Origin of the sequence: Cellulosimicrobium sp. NPDC057127, assembly GCF_042670945.1 — a bacterium.
Lineage (GTDB): Bacteria > Actinomycetota > Actinomycetes > Actinomycetales > Cellulomonadaceae > Cellulosimicrobium.
The window spans coordinates 192,753-208,752 of sequence record NZ_JBHUUP010000002.1 but is presented as its reverse complement, the minus strand read 5'-3'; the positions used below and the strand labels follow the sequence as shown (position 1 = coordinate 208,752).

The 16,000-nt window shown below is 75.0% G+C and carries 18 protein-coding genes; 1 reads left to right on the top strand and 17 read right to left on the bottom strand.

The genetic code is table 11. From position 1 onward, the window contains the following. Positions 1-34 precede the first annotated feature (34 nt). The 7 genes from ACFTZA_RS02695 to rpsB all read right to left on the bottom strand — a co-directional run bounded on the left by ACFTZA_RS02695 (position 35) and on the right by rpsB (position 6,173). Positions 35-586 carry a DivIVA domain-containing protein gene (locus tag ACFTZA_RS02695; protein WP_378190467.1) on the bottom strand — a complete coding sequence of 184 codons (552 nt, stop codon included), beginning with the start codon at positions 584-586 and terminating at the stop codon, positions 35-37. After that, positions 583-1,674, bottom strand: a complete 1,092-nt coding sequence (rlmN, locus tag ACFTZA_RS02690; RefSeq protein WP_378190770.1) for a 23S rRNA (adenine(2503)-C(2))-methyltransferase RlmN — start codon at positions 1,672-1,674, stop codon at positions 583-585. Before rlmN ends, ACFTZA_RS02695 begins: the two co-directional genes overlap by 4 nt. Positions 1,675-1,828: 154 nt before the next feature. Beyond that, positions 1,829-2,725 (bottom strand): phosphatidate cytidylyltransferase, encoded by an 897-nt coding sequence (locus tag ACFTZA_RS02685; RefSeq protein WP_378190465.1) that lies wholly within the window; start codon positions 2,723-2,725, stop codon positions 1,829-1,831. A 28-nt stretch (positions 2,726-2,753) separates the two neighbouring features. Next, positions 2,754-3,311: a ribosome recycling factor gene (gene frr, locus ACFTZA_RS02680; RefSeq protein ID WP_378190463.1), complete on the bottom strand. Its 558-nt coding sequence runs from the start codon at positions 3,309-3,311 to the stop codon at positions 2,754-2,756. Between the two features lie 40 nt (positions 3,312-3,351). After that, on the bottom strand, positions 3,352-4,104 hold the full coding sequence (gene pyrH, locus ACFTZA_RS02675; RefSeq protein WP_378190461.1) for a UMP kinase: 753 nt from the start codon (positions 4,102-4,104) through the stop codon (positions 3,352-3,354). 160 nt (positions 4,105-4,264) lie between these two features. Next, a complete protein-coding gene (tsf, locus tag ACFTZA_RS02670) occupies positions 4,265-5,104 on the bottom strand; it encodes a translation elongation factor Ts (RefSeq protein WP_378190459.1) in 840 nt (279 codons plus the stop codon). A 118-nt stretch (positions 5,105-5,222) separates the two neighbouring features. Next, complete coding sequence (rpsB, locus tag ACFTZA_RS02665) at positions 5,223-6,173, bottom strand: 30S ribosomal protein S2 (RefSeq protein ID WP_378190457.1); 951 nt, start codon at positions 6,171-6,173, stop codon at positions 5,223-5,225. Positions 6,174-6,716: 543 nt separating this feature from the next. Between rpsB and ACFTZA_RS02660 the strand changes: the two genes are divergently transcribed. Continuing rightward, the gene (locus ACFTZA_RS02660) at positions 6,717-7,373 is read left to right on the top strand and encodes a murein hydrolase activator EnvC family protein (RefSeq protein WP_378190455.1); all 657 of its coding nucleotides are present in this window, start codon (positions 6,717-6,719) and stop codon (positions 7,371-7,373) included. 97 nt (positions 7,374-7,470) lie between these two features. Here ACFTZA_RS02660 and ACFTZA_RS02655 read toward each other — a convergent pair whose 3' ends face one another. The 10 genes from ACFTZA_RS02655 to rimM all read right to left on the bottom strand — a co-directional run bounded on the left by ACFTZA_RS02655 (position 7,471) and on the right by rimM (position 15,990). Continuing rightward, positions 7,471-8,394 (bottom strand): tyrosine recombinase XerC, encoded by a 924-nt coding sequence (locus tag ACFTZA_RS02655; RefSeq protein WP_378190767.1) that lies wholly within the window; start codon positions 8,392-8,394, stop codon positions 7,471-7,473. A 131-nt stretch (positions 8,395-8,525) separates the two neighbouring features. Next, positions 8,526-9,821 carry a DNA-processing protein DprA gene (gene dprA / locus ACFTZA_RS02650; protein WP_378190453.1) on the bottom strand — a complete coding sequence of 432 codons (1,296 nt, stop codon included), beginning with the start codon at positions 9,819-9,821 and terminating at the stop codon, positions 8,526-8,528. After that, on the bottom strand, positions 9,814-11,340 hold the full coding sequence (locus ACFTZA_RS02645) for a YifB family Mg chelatase-like AAA ATPase (RefSeq protein WP_378190451.1): 1,527 nt from the start codon (positions 11,338-11,340) through the stop codon (positions 9,814-9,816). The genes dprA and ACFTZA_RS02645 overlap by 8 nt, the downstream gene beginning before the upstream one ends. Then, positions 11,340-11,699, bottom strand: coding sequence for a YraN family protein (locus tag ACFTZA_RS02640; RefSeq protein ID WP_378190449.1), 360 nt, complete (start codon positions 11,697-11,699; stop codon positions 11,340-11,342). Before ACFTZA_RS02640 ends, ACFTZA_RS02645 begins: the two co-directional genes overlap by 1 nt. A gap of 125 nt (positions 11,700-11,824) precedes the next feature. Then, positions 11,825-12,124 carry a DUF2469 domain-containing protein gene (locus tag ACFTZA_RS02635; protein WP_024840525.1) on the bottom strand — a complete coding sequence of 100 codons (300 nt, stop codon included), beginning with the start codon at positions 12,122-12,124 and terminating at the stop codon, positions 11,825-11,827. Positions 12,125-12,161: 37 nt separating this feature from the next. After that, on the bottom strand, positions 12,162-13,091 hold the full coding sequence (locus ACFTZA_RS02630; RefSeq protein WP_378190447.1) for a ribonuclease HII: 930 nt from the start codon (positions 13,089-13,091) through the stop codon (positions 12,162-12,164). After that, positions 13,088-13,915, bottom strand: coding sequence for a signal peptidase I (gene lepB / locus ACFTZA_RS02625; protein WP_378190445.1), 828 nt, complete (start codon positions 13,913-13,915; stop codon positions 13,088-13,090). The genes ACFTZA_RS02630 and lepB overlap by 4 nt, the downstream gene beginning before the upstream one ends. Before the next feature lie 133 nt (positions 13,916-14,048). Continuing rightward, a complete protein-coding gene (gene rplS, locus ACFTZA_RS02620) occupies positions 14,049-14,408 on the bottom strand; it encodes a 50S ribosomal protein L19 (protein WP_378190443.1) in 360 nt (119 codons plus the stop codon). A 228-nt stretch (positions 14,409-14,636) separates the two neighbouring features. After that, positions 14,637-15,449: a tRNA (guanosine(37)-N1)-methyltransferase TrmD gene (gene trmD / locus ACFTZA_RS02615; RefSeq protein ID WP_378190441.1), complete on the bottom strand. Its 813-nt coding sequence runs from the start codon at positions 15,447-15,449 to the stop codon at positions 14,637-14,639. 1 nt (position 15,450) lies between these two features. Then, positions 15,451-15,990: a ribosome maturation factor RimM gene (rimM, locus tag ACFTZA_RS02610; RefSeq protein ID WP_378190439.1), complete on the bottom strand. Its 540-nt coding sequence runs from the start codon at positions 15,988-15,990 to the stop codon at positions 15,451-15,453. Positions 15,991-16,000: the final 10 nt, after the last annotated feature.

Sequence of the window (16,000 nt, the reverse complement as noted above, 5' to 3'; positions counted from 1 at the left end):
CCTCCCAGGTCGCCGGGCGTACCCGGCACCGACGTCACTCGACGCCGAGCAGCACCTCGATCGCCCGGGAGAAGAACGCGTCGACGGGGCCCTCCGCGTAACCGTCGCGTCCGCGCACGCGCTTGAACGTCGCGGACCGCACCTCGGCGGCCGTGATCGGCACCTGACGGTCGAAGTACGCGACGAGCCGGTCGCACAGGTCGTCCACGTCGTCCGTGTCGTACGCGGGCTTGCCGCGCTCCGCCGGCGCGAACTTCTCGCCGTCGGGACGGCCGAGCCGCCCGTACAGGGTCCGTGCGCGCTCGGCGAGCGCGTTCATCCACGCCTGCTGGCCGTGCGCCGCGACGTACTCGGCGCGCTGACGGGCGATGAACGCGCCCTCGAGCCGGTCGAGCGCCGCGTCCACCTCGTGCGTGTCGTACCCGCCACGCACGAGGTCGAACACCGACGACTGGATCTCGGTGCTCGTCAGGCGGTCCGACGCCCGCCCCTCGTAGACGTCGCGCGCGTGCTCGAAGAAGTCGTCGACCTCTTCCGGGTCGTACCCGTTGCGCGTCCTCGACACCGTCGTGAACAGCGAACTCACTCGTCCTCCTCTGCAGCGAGCTGCCCGCAGGCGCCGTCGATGTCGCTGCCGCGGGTGTCACGGATCGTGGTCGGGATCCCGTGCCCGCGCAATCGTGCCACGAACTCCGCCTCGACGGCAGGGTCGCTGGCGGTCCAGATCGACCCGGGCGTCGGGTTCAGCGGGATGGGGTTGACGTGCACCCAGCCGTGCCCGCGCGCGTTGAGCTTCTCGCCCAGCAGGTCCGCGCGCCAGGCGTGGTCGTTCATGTCCTTGATGAGCGCGTACTCGATGCTCACGCGGCGTCCGGTCACCTCGAAGTAGTGCCTCGCGGCGTCGAGGGTCTCGTCGACGCTCCAGCGGGTGTTGATCGGCACCAGCTCGCTGCGCAGGTCGTCGTCCGGCGCGTGCAGCGAGAGCGCGAGCGTCACCGGGACGCCTTCGTCCGCGAGCTTGCGCATCGCGGGGACGAGACCGACCGTCGAGACCGTGATGTTGCGGGCCGACATCCCGAGGCCGTCGGGCGCGGGAGCGACGAGGCGGCGCACGGTGCCCATGACGGCCTTGTAGTTCGCCAGCGGCTCGCCCATGCCCATGAACACGAGGTTGTTCAGGCGCGTCGGGCCGCCGGGAATCTCGCCGTCGGCGAGCGAGCGGCCCGCCGCGCGCACCTGCTCGACGATCTCGGCGACCGACAGGTTGCGGGTCAGGCCCAGCTGGCCGGTCGCGCAGAACGGGCACGCCATGCCGCAGCCCGCCTGGCTCGACACGCACAGCGTCGAGCGCTGCGGGTAGCGCATGAGGACCGACTCCACCTTGGCGCCGTCGAACAGGTGCCAGAGCGTCTTGACGGTGGTCCCGCCGTCGGCCTCCATGCGCCGCGCCTCGGTCAGCAGCGGCGGGAAGAGCGCCTGCGCGAGCGCGTCCCGCGACGCCTTCGGCAGGTCGGTCATCGCCTCGGGGTCGCGGGTCAGGTGCGCGTAGTAGTGCGTCGCGAGCTGCTTCGCCCGGAAGGGCTTCTCCCCGAGCCCGACGACGGCGTCGCGCACCTCCTCGGGCGCGAGGTCGGCGAAGTGCCGCGGCGGCTTGCCGCGGCGCGGTGCCGACATGACGAGCGGCAGCGGCTTCGACTCCGCCGACGGGCGGACGGAGCGCACCGCCTCCGGGCGCTCGGCCGGTCGGTCGGCGCCGGGGGCGGTCTGTCGGGAGGTCTGTCGGACGGTCATGGGGAGGGGTCCAAGCGTGGGGGGCGGCGGCGCGCCGTCAGGCTGCCACGGTGAGCAGCACGTACACGAACGGCGCGGTGAGGAGCATGGAGTCCAGCCGGTCGAGGATGCCCCCGTGGCCCGGCAGCAGGGACCCCATGTCCTTCAATTCTAGGTCCCGCTTGATCATGGACTCGGCGAGGTCGCCGACGGTGGCCGTCAGCGGCGTGAGGATCCCCAGCGCGACCCCGAGCAGCGGGCTCGCACCGAGCCCCACCACCACGCCGACGACGCCGACGGCGGTCGCGAGCACGAACGAGCCCGCGAGGCCCTCCCACGACTTCTTCGGGCTGACCGACGGTGCCAGCGGGTGGCGGCCGAAGAGCACCCCGGCGACGTAGCCCCCGACGTCGTTCGCGACCGCGAGGAGGATGAACAGCAGGACGCGCACGCGCCCGTCGTCCTGGGCGAGGAGCAGCATGACGAAGCCCGCCATGAACGGCAGGTACGCCGCGGCGAACGTGCCGGCCGCCGCGTCGCGCACCGCAGGGGTGCCGGACCCGTCGATGACGCGCCACACGACGACGCCCGCGACCGTGAGCATGAACGAGACGAGCAACGCCTCGGGCCCCGAGTAGTACGACGACACGAGGATCCCCGCCGTGCCGACGAGCAGCGGCAGCACGGGGACGTGCAGGTCGCGGCGCTGGAGCGCCTTGCCCAGCTCCCACACCGCCGCGCCGACCGCGAGCACGGCGAGCGCGACGAACGGCTCCGGGCGGAAGGCGAGGCTCGCGGCCACGGCGACGAGCAGGCCGAGACCGACGGCGATCGCGACGGGCAGGTTGCGCCCGGCCCGCGCGGTCCGGACCGGGGCCGGCGTCCCGTCGGGCTCCGGGCCGACCGTGCGGCCGTCCGAGGGGTCGCCGGCGGCGGACGGGTGGAGTTCTGACATCGCTGGTGCGCCCGGGTCCGAGGAGTCCTCAGACCTCGAGCAGCTCGCTCTCCTTGCCGGCCAGGAGGGCGTCGACCTGGTCCACGTGCTGCTTCGTCAGGCCCTCGAGCTCCTTCTCCGCACGCGCGACCTCGTCCTCGCCGGCCTCGCCGTCGCGCACGATGCGGTCGAGCTCCTCCTTGGCCCGACGGCGCACGTTGCGGATCGAGACGCGGGAGTCCTCCGCCTTCTGCTTCGCGAGCTTGACGAAGTCGCGGCGGCGCTCCTCGGTGAGGGCGGGGAGCACGACGCGGATGATGTTGCCGTCGTTCGACGGGTTGACGCCCAGGTCGGAGTCGCGCAGCGACTTCTCGATCGCCGACATCGCGCTCTTGTCGAACGGCGCGACGATGACCGTGCGGGCCTCGGGCGTCTGGAAGGACGCCAGCTGCTGCAGCGGGGTCGGGGCGCCGTAGTAGTCGACGGTGATCTTGTTGAACATCGCGGGGTTGGCCCGGCCGGTGCGGATGGCGGCGAAGTCCTCCTTGGCCACCTCGACCGCCTTGTCCATCTTCTCCTCGGCCTCGAGGAGGGTCTCGTCGATCACCCAGTGCTCCTAACGTCTCGTCGGTCCTGCGAGCTGCTCGTCAGTCCGCGGTGACCAGTGTGCCAATATTCTCGCCGACGAGGGCGCGGGTGACGTTCCCCGGCTCGCCCATGCCGAACACGCGCATGCGCACGTCGTTGTCGCGGCACAGGCTCATGGCGGTGGCGTCCATGACACCGAGGTCGTTGACCAGGGCGTCGGTGTAGGTGAGGTGGTCGAGCCGCACGGCCGCCGGGTCCTTGCGCGGGTCGGCCGTGTAGACGCCGTCCACGCCGTTCTTGCCCATGAGCACCTCCTGGCAGTGCGTCTCGAGGGCGCGCTGCACGGAGACGGTGTCCGTGGAGAAGTAGGGCATCCCCGCGCCCGCGCCGAAGATCACGACACGGCCCTTCTCGAGGTGGCGGATGGCGCGCAGCGGGATGTACGGCTCGGCGACCTGGCCCATGGTGATGGCGGTCTGCACGCGCGTCGTCACGCCCGCCTGCTCGAGGAAGTCCTGGAGCGCGAGGCAGTTCATGACCGTGCCGAGCATGCCCATGTAGTCCGCGCGAGCCCGGTCCAGGCCACGCTGGGAGAGCTCGGCGCCGCGGAAGAAGTTCCCGCCGCCGACGACGATCGCCACCTGGACGCCCTGCGCGACGGCCGCGGCGATCTCCTGCGCCACACGCTGCACGACGTCGGGCGCGAGCCCGATCTGGCCGCCGCCGAAGGTCTCCCCCGAGAGCTTGAGGAGCACGCGCCGGGCGGACACGCTCCTGCCGGGTCCCGTGCTGGTCGGCTCGGCTGTCGTCATCTGGCCACCTGTCCTTCGTCCACCCGGCTGCGGCCGGTGCCCGGCGCGGGTGCGCGGGCTGCTCCTCGGAGTGCTGGTCCGCACCCGGGACGCCGGAGCGCCCCGGGTGCGGATCGGCCCGGCCGTCCCGCCGGGAGCGGGAGGGCCGGGCCGACGAGCGTCAGGCGCCGACGCGGTAGCGCACGAACTCGATGATCGAGCCACCGGCCTCGGACACGACCTGGCCGACCGTCTTCTTCGGGTCCTTCGCGAGCGGCTGGTCGACGAGGACGACGTCCTTGAAGAAGCCGTTGAGGCGGCCCTCGATGATCTTCGGCAGCGCGGCCTCGGGCTTGCCCTCGTTGCGCGAGGTCTCCTCGGCGATGCGGCGCTCGTTCTCGACCGTCTCGGCGGGGACGTCCTCGCGCGAGAGGTACTGCGGGGACATCGCGGCCACGTGCTGGGCGACGTCCTTCGCGACGGGCTCGCCGGCGGCGTCCGTCGCGACGACCACGCCGATCGACGGCGGCAGGTCGCGGGCCGTGCGGTGCAGGTAGGCCGTGACGCGCTCGCCGGCGACGCGGGTCACGCGGCGCAGGACGATCTTCTCGCCGAGCGTCGCGGCGGTGTTGTCGATGACCTCCTGGACCGTCTCGCCGTCGGCGTCCGCGGCGAGCGCGGCGTCCGCGTCACGGGCGCCCGCGGCGGCCGCGGCCTTGAGCACGCGGTCGGCGAGGTTGATGAACGTGTCGTTCTTCGCCACGAAGTCGGTCTCGGAGTTGAGCTCGACCAGGGTCGCGACCTGCCCGCCCTCGGTGTCGCGGATGTCGACGGCCACGAGGCCCTCGGAGGTGGAGCGGCCCTCGCGCTTGGCGACGCCCTTCAGTCCCTTGACGCGGATGATCTCGAGCGCCTTGTCGGCGTCGCCGCCGGCCTCGTCGAGCGCCTTCTTGACGTCGAGCATGCCCGCGCCGGTGCGCTCGCGCAGCGCCTTGATGTCAGCGGCGGTGTAGTTCGCCATGGTGGAGGATCCTCACTCGTGGTTCGTCACGGGTACGTGCTGGGTGGTGAGTCCCGGGCCGGGCCCGGGCGCGGCACAGGGTGCGCGGCGGGTCGTCCCCGCCGCGCACCCCGCGGCGTCACTCGGTCGGCTGAGCCTTCTCGGCCTGCTCGGTCGTCGGCTCGCCGGCCGCCTCGGCCGCGGCGTCGACCGCCGGAGCGGCGTTCGCACCGGGGGCCACGGCCTCCTCGGCACCGGAGGCGCCCTGCGTCGGCGCGGCCTCCGCGGGCTGCTCCTGCGTCTCGAGCTGCTGCTCGGCGCCCTCGAGGAGCTCGCGCTCCCACTCGGCCAGCGGCTCGGCGTCGGCCTCCGTGCCGGCCTCGGCACCCGAGCGACCCGAGTGGCGCTGCATGAGGCCCTCGGCCGCGGCGTCGGCGATCACGCGCGTGAGCAGCGTGACGGAGCGGATCGCGTCGTCGTTGCCGGGGATCTTGTAGTCCACGACGTCGGGGTCGCAGTTGGTGTCGAGGATCGCGACGATCGGGATGTTGAGCTTGCGCGCCTCGTCGACCGCGAGGTGCTCCTTGTTCGTGTCGACGATCCACACGGCGGAGGGGACCTTCGCCATGTCGCGGATGCCGCCGAGCGTGCGGGCGAGCTTGTCCTTCTCGCGACGCAGGACGAGGAGCTCCTTCTTGGTGAGCCCCGAGCCGGCGACGTCGTCGAAGTCGATCTCCTCGAGCTCCTTGAGGCGCTGCAGGCGCTTGTGGACCGTCGTGAAGTTGGTGAGCATGCCACCGAGCCAACGGTGGTTCACGTACGGCATGCCGACGCGCGAGGCCTGCTCGGCGACGGGCTCCTGCGCCTGCTTCTTCGTGCCGACGAACAGGATCGTGCCGCCGTGGGCGACCGTCTCCTTGACGAAGTCGTAGGCGCGGTCGATGTACGACAGGGACTGCTGGAGGTCGACGATGTAGATGCCGTTGCGCTCCGTGAAGATGAAGCGCTTCATCTTCGGGTTCCAACGGCGGGTCTGGTGCCCGAAGTGGACACCGCTCTCGAGGAGCTGGCGCATGGTCACGACGGCCATGACACGTCCTTTCGCCGCGCGGCCCGGGATCCTCCCGGTGCACGCGCGCTCTCGGCGACCCCCCTCGCGAGGCGGGCCGCGGCTGCGGTTGTCGGTGCGGTCCACGGTGGATCGCACCCCTGGCGCCACCCGTGCCGACGCCCGCTCGCACTGGGTGCGGGCGGGACCGACGCCGGACGCGGCCCGCGAGGACCCGGCAGGACCGGGACGTGGTGCGGGAGCGTGGCGCGCGAAGTCGACCGGACCGGCCCGTCGTCTTGTCGCCCCACGACGCCGGAGCGCCGGAGGGACGACCGAGGCGGCTGGTGGCCGTGCCGATCGCGTCGACCAGTCTACCCGACGGGCGGGGCGCGACGGACGGCCCGCGGACGCGGGGGCGCGGGACCCTCGTGCGGTACGGCGCGGCCTGCGCGCAGGCACGCGCTCGCCGGTGCGCGGGACGGTCGACCACAGCGTCGCCGACGGGCCGGGCGCGCCGCACGGACGTCCACAGCCCGGCGTGCAGACCTCCGCACGTGCCACGACCCACGGCACGCTGGCCCCATGACCGCGCTCCCCACAACCGCCGGCGACCGGCAGGTCCGAGACGTCCGGACGACCGCTCTGGCGGCCGCGGTCGCGGTCACCGTCGCCGTCGGCGCGCCCGGCCCGGCCGTCGGCCTCGCGGGAGCCGTGGTCGCGGGACCGGTGGTCGCAGGACCTGTCGTCGCGGGACCTGTGGTCGCACGACCGCAGCCCCCGGGCGGCACGGCCACCGGGTGGGTCCCTCCGCTGGACCGGGCGCCGGACGACCTCGGCGTCCTCGCCCCGTTCGACCCACCGGCCCAGGACTGGCTGCCGGGGCACCGCGGGGTCGATCTCGCCGCGTCCTCGGGAGAGGTGGTGCGCTCGCCGGCCGCCGGAGTCGTCACGTTCGCCGGCCCGGTCGCCGGGCGGGACGTCGTCGTCGTCCTCCACGACGACGGCCTGCGCACCTCGCTCGAGCCCGTCACGGCCACCGTGGCCCCCGGCACGCGCGTCGCGGCGGGTGCGCCCGTCGGGACGGTCGAGCCGGCGCCGGAAGGCACGACGTCGTCCCACCACGGCGGGCACTGCGCGGACGCGTGCGTGCACTGGGGCGTCCGGCGCGGCGACCGGTACGTCGACCCGCTCGGGCTGCTCGGCGACCGTCCACCCGTCGTGCTGCTGCCCCTGGGCTGAACCGGCGACGCAGCGCCCGGCGCGAGAGCGAGCGTTCCGCACCGGGGTCCGGGCCGCACCGGGGTCCGGGCCGCACCGGGGTCCGGGCCGCACCGGCTCAGGCGCGCGGGAACGCCTGCTCGAAGGAGCTGCGCAGCCGCTCCGCCGTGACGTGCGTGTAGCGCTGTGTCGTCGCGAGGGACGAGTGGCCGAGGATCTCCTGGACGCTGCGCAGGTCGGACCCGCCGGCGAGCAGGTGGGTCGCGGCGCTGTGGCGCAGGTCGTGCGGCGCGACGTCGTCCACGCCGGCCGCTGCGGCGAGCCGGTGCACCGCCTCGCGCACCTGGCGCGGCCCCCAGCGGCCGCCGCGGTCACCGAGGAACAGCGCCGGGCCGGACCGCGCCGTGACGAGCGCCGGACGGCCGGCGTCGAGCCACCTGCGCACCGCCCGAGCGGCGGGCACGCCGAACGGCACGACCCGCTCCTTGTCGCCCTTGCCGAGCACGCGGACGGTCCGGTCGCCGAGGTCGACGTCGTCCACGTCGACGCCGGACAGCTCCCCCACGCGCACGCCCGCGCCGTAGAGCAGCTCGGCGGCCGCCCACTCGCGCAGGCGCGCGGGCGCCTCGCCGTCAGCGGACCCGGCGTCCGCGGCGTCGCGCGCGACGTCGAGGAGCCGGGCGGCCGCGTCCACGGCCAGGACGGTCGGCAGGGTCCGCGGGACGCGCGGGCTCGCGAGCCGCGCGGACGGGTCGACCACGACGCGCCCGGTCGTGCGCGCCCAGTCGAAGAACGCGCGGGCGGACGCGCCCCGCCGGGCGAGCGTCGAGCGCGCGAGGCCGCGCTCGGAGAGGACGGTGAGCCACGACCGGAGCGTCGACAGCTCGACGGCGTCGAGCGTCACGGCACCCTGGGTCGCGGCGTGCCGGAGCAGGTCCGCGACGTCGCCCACGTACGCACGGACGGTGTGGTCCGACGTCCCCCGGTCGACCTCGAGGTAGACGGCGAAGTCGTCCAGCGCGGCGGCGAGCGCCACAGGCAGGGGTGCGCGGCCGTCGTCGGCGGGTGCACCGCTCTCCGGCCGGCCCTGCGGGGACTGCTCCAGGTCGTCCACGAGGCCAGTGTGCCGGTCTCCGCACGTCCCGACGCGCAGGCGCGGCGGGCGGGCGGCCGTCAGGCACCGTCGGGGCGCACAGGGACGCGTCGACGCCAGCCTCCCGGCGCACGGTCCGCGAGGCCCGCCAGCTCGAGGCGCCCGAGCGCGGCCAGCGTCTCGGGCAGGGCGAGGCCCGCCGCGCGCGCGACCGACTCGACCGGACGCCCGGCGCGCAGGGGCAGCGCGTCCCACGCCCTGGTCTCGACGTCGTCCAGCCCGTCCTGCGGTGCGTCCCGCCGGTGACCGGGCGGCGGTCCCGCGTCCACGGCGTCGTGCCCCAGCTCGCCCGCGAGCTCGGCGACCTCGGCGGCGTCCGTCACGCACACGGCCGCGCCCTCGCGCAGGAGGCGGTGACAGCCGGACGACGCCATGGACGTCACCGGACCGGGCACGGCCCCGACGGGCCGCGACAGCTCCGCCGCCCGCGTCGCCGTGCTGAGCGAGCCGGACCGCCACGCCGCCTCGACGACGACCGTCGCGCCGGCGAACGCCGCGATGAGCCGGTTGCGCAGCAGGAACCGCACGCGGCTGGGTACCGAGCCGGGCGGGACCTCCGACACCACCGCGCCGCCCGACGAGGCCACGGACCGCAGCAGGTCGACGTTGCCCGCGGGGTAGAGCCGGTCGACGCCGCCGGCGAGGAAGGCCACGGTGACGCCGTCGGAGACGAGCGCGCCGCGGTGGGCCATCGCGTCGATCCCGTAGGCACCACCCGACACGACCGTGAAGCCGCGCGCCGCGAGCCCGGTCGCGAGCTCCCCCGTGACGTGCCGCCCGTAGTCGGTGCACGCGCGGGCACCCACGACCGCCACCGAGCGACGGCCGACGTCCGCGAGATCGGGCTCGCCGCGCACCCACAGGCCCAGCGGTGCCGCCGCGCCCAGGTCGTCCACCCGGGTCGGCCACCTCGGGTCGCCCGGCACGAGGAACGTGCCGCCGAGCCGCTCGAGCACGTACAGCTCGCGCCGGGGGTCGAGCCCGTCCAGGCGCGGCGTCCACCGGCCCACCGCCCGCAGGAGCCGGGGCACGGACGCTGTCCCGCGTCCCCCGGTCGGCTCCCCCGGCGCGACGACGCCGGCGAGCGCGGAGTGGTGCACGAGCCCGGAGAGGGTGCGCCGGGCCTGCTCCGGGTCCCGGGCGGCGTCGTACACCCATGCGAGCGCCCCCGCGGCGCCCAGGGCGTGGACGAGCGCGCCGGCGACCTCGTCCCCCGGTTCGGCGATCCGGCTCCAGGCCGCGCGGGCGAGCCGCTCGTCGGCGACGTCGAAGACCGGTGCGGAGACGAGCCCCGGGGTCGGGGTGCGGTCAGCCACGGTAGCCCCGCGTGCGCAGCGCGAGCCCCAGCCCGATGTCGGACCGGGAGGGCGCCGGACGTCCGGCGAGGTCGGCGACCGTCCAGGCGAGCCGCAGCACCCGGTCGGCACCGCGCAGGCTGAGGCTGCCGCGGTCGAGCGCGGTGTCGACGTCCCGCAGCAGCGCCGGGTCCGGCCCGAGGCGGTCGCGCAGCCACGTGCCGGGCACCTCGGCGTTGGTGCGCCACCCGGTCCCGGCGAGCCGGTCCGCGGCCGCCTCGCGCGCGGCGCGGACCCGCGCGGCCACGGTCGCGCTCGACTCGGGCCGCGCGCCGCTCGCGCGCTCGACCCGTGACACGGGCCGCACCTCGACCTGGACGTCGACGCGGTCGAGCAGCGGGCCGGAGAGGCGCCCGAAGTAGCGGCGCTGCGCGACGGGGCTGCACGTGCAGTCCAGGCCCTTGCCCACGGCCTTGCCGCACGGGCACGGGTTCGCGGCCAGGACGAGCTGGAACCGCGCCGGGTAGCGGGCGGTGCCGCCTGCGCGGTGGATGACGAGCTCGCCGTGCTCGAGCGGCTGGCGCAGCGTCTGCAGGACGCGGGCCCCGAACTCGGGCGCCTCGTCGAGGAACAGCACGCCCCGGTGCGCGCGCGAGGCGGCACCGGGCCGCGGCAGCCCGCTGCCGCCGCCGACGATCGCCGCCGGGGTGGCCGTGTGGTGCGGGTCCTCGTACGGGGGACGCCGCACGAGACCCGCGCCCGGGTCGAAGACGCCCGCGACGGAGTGCACGGCCGTGACCTCCACGGCCTCGCTCTCCGTGAGGTCGGGCAGGATCCCGGGCAGCCGGGACGCGAGCATGGTCTTGCCCGCCCCGGGAGCCCCGACGAGCAGGAGGTGGTGCCCGCCGGCCGCGGCCACCTCGAGGGCGTGGCGCGCCTCGTCCTGGCCGAGCACGTCGACGAGGTCGCCGTCGCGGCGTGCGACGCCCGAGGGCCGCGCCGCCGGGACGGGCGCCAGGGCGGCCGTGTCGACCTCCGCGCCGTGCAGCCGCGCGACGTCCGCGAGCCCGACGGCCCCGACGACCCGCGCACCGGGCACGAGCCGCGCCTCCGCGACGTCGGCTGCCGGCACCACGACGTCCGGGAAGCCGGCGTCGACCGCCGCCGCCACCGCGGGCAGGATCCCGCGCACCGGCTGGAGCCGGCCGTCGAGACCGAGCTCGCCGAGGTGCACGACCCGCTCCACCTCCGCGGTGCGGAGGACGCCGGCGAGCGTCGCGACGGCGATGGCGAGGTCGAACGTCGTGCCGGACTTCGGCAGCGCCGCGGGCGAGAGGTTCACGGTGATCTTGCGCTGCGGCCACGTCAGGCCGGACGACGCCACGGCGGCGCGCACGCGGTCGCGCGACTCGCTCAGCGCCGTGTCCGGCAGGCCGACGAGCACGAAGCCCGGCACCGACGCCGCGATGTGCGCCTGGACCTCCACGACGTGGCCCGTGAGCCCGACCAGCGCGACGGCGCGCGTCGTCCCGAGCCCCATCAGGCGCTCACCCCGGCGAGGTGCTCCACCTGCGCGGCGCCGGCGCGCGGGACCACGACCGCCACCACGTCGATGCGCACCGACCGTGCCCGCACGTCGTGCGCCGCGAGCCACTGGCCGGTGAGCCGGCGCAGCCGTGCGAGCTTCGCCGGCGTGACGGCCTGCGCCGGGTGCCCGTAGGCGGTCCCGCGCCGTGTCTTGACCTCGACGGCGACGAGCACGTCCCCGTCGAGCGCGACGACGTCGAGCTCGCCGCCGTGCCCGCGCCAGTTGCGGTCGAGCACGGTCCACCCGGCCTCGACCAGGTGGGCCGCGGCCACCTTCTCCCCGTACCGCCCGACGGCGTCCTTCGCTCCCATGAGCTCACCTCCGCGGCCCACGGTGCGCCTCCGCGACGAGGCCGGGCCACGCGGCGACGCGCGGCTGGGGACGGGCCGCTCGGGATCAGCGCCTGTGCACGGTCAGGTCGCCCGGTGCGCGGCCCTCAGAGCTGGAGCTCGGCCTTGGCGAGCTCCTCGACGTTGACGTCCTTGAACGTCACGACCCGCACCGACTTCACGAAGCGCGCAGAGCGGTAGACGTCCCACACCCACGCGTCGGCCAGACGCAGCTCGAAGTACACCTCGCCGGCGGCCGACCGCACCTGCAGGTCCACCTGGTTCGCCAGGTAGAAGCGGCGTTCGGTCTCCACCACGTAGGAGAACAGACCCACCACGTCGCGGTACTCGCGGTAGAGCGCGAGCTCCATCTCGGTCTCGTAGTTCTCGAGGTCTTCGGCGCTCACGCTCCCATCATGGACCATCGGGGCCGAGGACCGTCGCTCAGGCGCCGCGTGCCCCCGTCGCGTCGAGCGCCAGGTCGTCGAGCCCGGCGTCGGCCAGGGTCGCCTCGTCGAGGACGAGCTCCGCGTCGTCGTCGCCGCGGACCGGAAGGCGCCAGCTGCGCCGGTGCTGGGGCGTGGCCCCGTGCTCGCGCAGGGCGGCGACGTGCGTCGCGGCGCCGTAGCCCTTGTTCTGGTCCCAGCCGAACGCCGGGTACTGCCGGGCGAGGCTCGTCATCAGACCGTCGCGCTCGGTCTTGGCCAGGACGCTGGCCGCGGCGACGGACGCGCACTGCAGGTCGGCCTTGACCAGGGTGCGCACCCGGGGCTCCACGAGGTGGTCGTCGCCGTGGGGGTCGAGGTCGAAGGCCTCGAACAGGTCGACCGCGGCCGGCCGGCTCAGCCAGTCGTGCTTGCCGTCGAGGAGGACCGCGTCGACGTCGCCCACGACCCGGCGCACCTGCGCGAGAGCCCGCCGCCCGGCGAGGCGCAGCGCGCCGACGATGCCGTGGGCGTCGATCTCGGCGGGGCCCGCGTGCCCCACGGCCCACGCCCGCGACCACGTCCGGGCGAGCGGGACGAGCGCCTCGCGAGCCGCAGGCGTCAGCAGCTTGGAGTCGGTCAGACCCGGCGGGCACGGTCTCGTGGCGAGGTCCACCACGACGACGCCCACGGAGACGGGACCGGCGAGCGCTCCCCGGCCGACCTCGTCCATCCCCGCGACCAGCCGCGCGCCGTCGCGCAGCATCGCGCGCTCCTGACGCAGGTCGGGCTTCCGTCGTCGGCCGGGCGCGCGCCCGGAGGCGGTGCGCGCACCACGGCGGGTGGGCGACGACGTGGCCCGCGTCCCCGCGGAGGTCCCGACGTCCGGCGCCGGCTCGGGCTCCTCGGCGGGCACGAGCGCGGGCGCGTCGACGGTACCGAGCGTCACGGCTCGTCCGCGGGCACGTCGGCGAACACGTCGCCGGGGTTGCGCAGCAGCTCGGCGTGCGACAGCGGCCAGACCTTGACGAAGGCCGTGCCGACGACGTTGCCCATCGGCACGTACCCACCACCCGGCTTGCCGGTGTTGTAGCGCGAGTCCTGGGAGTTCTGCCGGTTGTCGCCCATGACGAACAGCATGTCCTCGGGCACCGTCCGGTCGAACGGGTCCTGGCTCGGCACCGAGCCGGCCTTGATGTACGTCTCGTCGACCGGCTCGCCGTTGACGCTCACCCGACCCTCGGCGTCGCAGCACACGACGTGGTCGCCGGGGACGCCGATCACGCGCTTGATGAGGTGCTCGCCCGTGTCCTGCGGGAGCAGCCCGACGAACGTCAGCGCCGTGCGCGCGGCCTCGGAGAACGGGCTCTGGTCCTGGGGTGCCGCGGGCGGGAGCCAGCCGCCCGGGTCCTTGAAGACGACGACGTCGCCCCGGTGGACGTCGAACGCGCCCGGCACGAGCCGCGACACCATGACGCGGTCGCCCTCGACGAGCGTGTCCTCCATCGAGGCGCTCGGGATGAAGAACGCCTGGACCAGGAAGGTCTTGATGAGCAGCGACAGGACGAGTGCGCTCACGACGATGATGGCCGTCTCCCGCAGCAGGGACGGCTTGCGCGGTCGCGCCTGCGGCTCGTCGGTGCCCTCGGGCGGCACCGACGGCCCGCCCTCGCCGGGGACGTCGTCCCCCGCGCCGGAGTCGACGGCTGCCGCGGACGCGCGCGGGGAGGGGGCGTCGGGGCGCGAGCCGCGGAGGGGGGCGCTGTCGGTCACGCGTTCACCATGCCATCTTCGGGGCGCATCCGGGAAACGGCGCCTGCGGGGAGGGTGCTGCCGGACCGGGCGGCCGGCGGACGACGACGGGCGGCCGTCCCGGTGGGGACGACCGCCCGTGCGCACGAGTCGATCAGCGAGCGGGCGCGGTCTCGCGCTTCTCCTTGATCTTCGCCTTCTTGCCGCGCAGGGCGCGCAGGTAGTAGAGCTTCGCGCGGCGGACGTCACCGCGGGTGACGACCTCGACGGTCTCGATGGTGGGCGAGTGCACCGGGAACGTGCGCTCGACGCCGACGCCGAAGCTGATCTTGCGGACCGTGAAGGTCTCGCGGACGCCGTGGCCCTGGCGGGCGATGACGACGCCCTGGAAGGCCTGGACGCGGGAGCGGTTGCCCTCGACGACCTTGACGTTGACCTTCAGCGTGTCACCGGGGCGGAAGTCCGGGACGTCGGTGCGCAGCGATGCCGCGTCGACGCTGTCCAGCGTGTGCATGGTGCTCTCCTCGCCCGCCACAGGTCGGACGCGTGCTCGTGCCCGGCTCGTACCGGGGCGGTTCTCGTCAGGACGGTGCGCGGCGTCCGGCACGTGCTGGCCGGTCCGTCGCTGTGCCTCACGCTCCCGGACGTCCCCTGTGGCAGAGACCGGGAATCGGCGCACACCGAGGGACCATTCTGCCACACCGTCCGCACGCGGTCCCCCGACCTGCGCCGGCGCGGTCGGTCAGCAGCCGTCGGAACGCTCGAGGCGCCCGCCGTGCGGGTGCCAGCCCTCCTCGGCCAGCACGGCGAGGTCGTGGGCGTCGAGCGTCGCCGGGTCGAGCGCGCCCACCATGTCCGGCCGGCGCGCCACCGTACGACGCAGCGCCTCGTCGCGCCGCCACCGGTGGATCCGCGCGTGGTGGCCGGACAGCAGCACGTCGGGCACCTCCAGCCCCTCCCAGGCGGGCGGCTTGGTGTAGACGGGGTACTCGAGCAGGCCGGCGGCCCCGTGCGACTCCTCGACGAGGGACTCGGGGTTGCCGACGACACCCGGCAGCAGGCGTGCCACCGCCTCCACGACCACGAGCGCGGCCACCTCTCCCCCGTTGAGCACGTAGTCGCCGATCGACAGCTCGCTGACCCGGACGCCCGCGGCCCGGTAGTGCTCCGCGACGCGCGCGTCGATCCCCTCGTACCGGCCGCACGCGACGACGAGGTGCTCCTCGCCGGCCAGCGCCTCGGCCGTGCGCTGGGTGAACGTGGCGCCCGACGGTGTCGGGACGACCAGGTGGACGGGGACCTCCGCGTCGTGGCCCGTGCCGGTGTCGCGGCCCGTGACGGCGTCGATCGCCCGGCCCCACACGTCGGGGCGCATGACCATGCCCGCTCCCCCGCCGAACGGCGTGTCGTCCACGGTGCGGTGCCGGTCGCTCGTCCACGTGCGCAGGTCGTGCACGCGCAGGTCGATGATGCCCGCGGCGCGCGCCTTGCCGACGAGGGACAGGTCCAGCGCGGCGAGGTAGTCGGGGAAGATCGAGATGACGTCGACGCGCACGTCACTCCTCCTCGGGCGACGCGACGTCGAGACGCGCCGTGTCCGAGGCCAGGAGGCCGCCGGGCGGGTCGAGGACGACGCGGCCGCCGGGCACGTCCACGACGGGCACGATGGCGCGGACGAACGGGACGAGGGTGCGCGTGCCGTCCGGCTCGCGCAGCACGAGCAGGTCGTGCGCCGGTGCCTCCTGCAGCCCTTCGACCCGGCCGAGCTCCGCGCCGTCGACGGACTCGGCGCGCAGGCCCGCCAGCTCGTGCGCGTACCAGGCGTCCTCCTCGTCGGACTCCTCGACCTCGACGACGATCTCGATGCCGCGCAGCGCCTCGGCGGCGGTGCGGTCGGCCACGCCCTCGAAGCGGACGAGCCAGCGGCCCTGGTGCACACGGACGGACGCGACGGTGAGGGGCCCGGCGTCGGCCGGCTCCGTGGGCAGCGCCGACCCGACGGCGATGCGGGACTCCGGGTCGTCGGTGCGCAGGTCGAGCGCGACCTCGCCGCGCAGCCCGTGCGCCTTCCCGATGCGGGCGACGGTCAGCTGCATCGTCGGTGTC

Excerpts from the sequence above, each read along its gene's own strand:
- rimM (WP_378190439.1), bottom strand. The coding sequence starts at position 15,990 with ATGCAGCTGACCGTCGCCCGCATCGGGAAGGCGCACGGGCTGCGCGGC.
- ACFTZA_RS02660 (WP_378190455.1), top strand. The coding sequence starts at position 6,717 with ATGACCGCGCTCCCCACAACCGCCGGCGACCGGCAGGTCCGAGACGTC.
- rplS (WP_378190443.1), bottom strand. The coding sequence starts at position 14,408 with ATGCACACGCTGGACAGCGTCGACGCGGCATCGCTGCGCACCGACGTC.
- rlmN (WP_378190770.1), bottom strand. The coding sequence starts at position 1,674 with ATGTCGGCACCGCGCCGCGGCAAGCCGCCGCGGCACTTCGCCGACCTC.
- ACFTZA_RS02640 (WP_378190449.1), bottom strand. The coding sequence starts at position 11,699 with ATGGGAGCGAAGGACGCCGTCGGGCGGTACGGGGAGAAGGTGGCCGCG.
- tsf (WP_378190459.1), bottom strand. The coding sequence starts at position 5,104 with ATGGCGAACTACACCGCCGCTGACATCAAGGCGCTGCGCGAGCGCACC.
- rpsB (WP_378190457.1), bottom strand. The coding sequence starts at position 6,173 with ATGGCCGTCGTGACCATGCGCCAGCTCCTCGAGAGCGGTGTCCACTTC.
- ACFTZA_RS02645 (WP_378190451.1), bottom strand. The coding sequence starts at position 11,340 with ATGGGGCTCGGGACGACGCGCGCCGTCGCGCTGGTCGGGCTCACGGGC.
- ACFTZA_RS02685 (WP_378190465.1), bottom strand. The coding sequence starts at position 2,725 with ATGTCAGAACTCCACCCGTCCGCCGCCGGCGACCCCTCGGACGGCCGC.
- pyrH (WP_378190461.1), bottom strand. The coding sequence starts at position 4,104 with ATGACGACAGCCGAGCCGACCAGCACGGGACCCGGCAGGAGCGTGTCC.